Source organism: Rothia sp. (in: high G+C Gram-positive bacteria), from assembly GCF_030540545.1.
Classification (GTDB): domain Bacteria; phylum Actinomycetota; class Actinomycetes; order Actinomycetales; family Micrococcaceae; genus Rothia.
In genome coordinates this window covers 1-1,216 of record NZ_JAUNVZ010000071.1, presented here as the reverse complement: position 1 = coordinate 1,216, position 1,216 = coordinate 1, and the positions used below count along the sequence as shown (strand labels likewise).

At 59.4% G+C, this 1,216-nt stretch carries 1 protein-coding gene; it reads left to right on the top strand.

Annotation, left to right across the window (positions count from 1 at the left end; translation table 11 throughout):
- The coding region (locus Q4P78_RS08990; RefSeq protein ID WP_303340030.1) for an ABC transporter ATP-binding protein at window positions 1-1,066 on the top strand (1,066 nt) is incomplete at its 5' end.
- Window positions 1,067-1,216: the final 150 nt, after the last annotated feature.

Sequence of the window (1,216 nt, the reverse complement as noted above, 5' to 3'; positions counted from 1 at the left end):
GTTGCTGATGGGTGCGCTCTACTGCCTGATTAGCTCCGGGGCGAGCGCGGGCGAGATTGCCGGTGCGCTGGTGGGCACGCTCACCTGTATTGCGGCCACGCAGGATGTTGGCTACGCCTTCGGGCAGGTCTCAAACGGGGCGATGTCGATTGCCCAGTATCGCGCGTTTGTGGATAATCCGCGCTACGTGCTTGCTTCAGAGACAACGCATCATAATCCGCCCGCAACCGGTGATTCTCCGCGCGAACTCACTGTACGCAATCTGAGCGTCACCTATCCCGGGGCGGATACACCAACGCTGCACCACGTGAACCTGCATATAAAACGCGGGCAGATAGTGGCTTTGGTCGGTGCCAGCGGCGCGGGGAAAACTACGCTGGTGCGCGGAATCCTTAGGCTGATTCCCACCACCGCAGGCAGCGTGCTCTTCGACGACACTCCGGTCGACTCGCTAAGCGTGCAACAGGTTTTTAAGCACACCACCCTGCTCAGTCAGGACTACGGGCGGTACGAGCTGACCGTGCGAGAAAACCTGCTGTTGGGCACGCACGCTCAGGGGCAGGAACCGCCCACCGATCAGCATCTCTGGGATGCGCTCAGCAAAGCCCGCGCCGCCGAGTTCGTGCGGGACCTGCCTGCCGGTTTAGACACTCAACTGGGTGAACAGTGGGGCGGGGTCGGGCTATCAGGCGGGCAATGGCAGCGTTTAGCATTGGCGCGCCTGATCCTGCGTAACACTGCCCTATGGATTCTGGACGAACCCACCAGCGCGATTGATGCCCACGCCGAGGAGCAGATTTTCGCTACCCTACGCAAAGTTGCGGCGGATCACATGACGATTCTGGTCTCACATCGCGCCTGGACTCTCAAACACGCGGATGTCATTCATGTGGTGGATCACGGAACCATCGTCGAATCGGGAACCTACACCGAACTATTAGGCGCTAGCGGGCGGTTCGCCGAAATTTTCGCCTCACAGATAGAGGATGCGCCGGAACACACGCCGTCGGACTTGTCAGTTGCTGACGGCGCCGGATCCACAGAAGAAGGGACACCATCGTGTTAAAAACGATTAGACAAACTCTCTGGGCCCTGCGGTATGCGCTACGGGCGCATCCTATTCTTGTGCTCAGCTCGTTCACCCTTCTCACAGTGCTCTCGTTTCTGCCCAGCGTACAGATGTTCCTCATAGCCGCAATCACCGACTCGCTCAGCA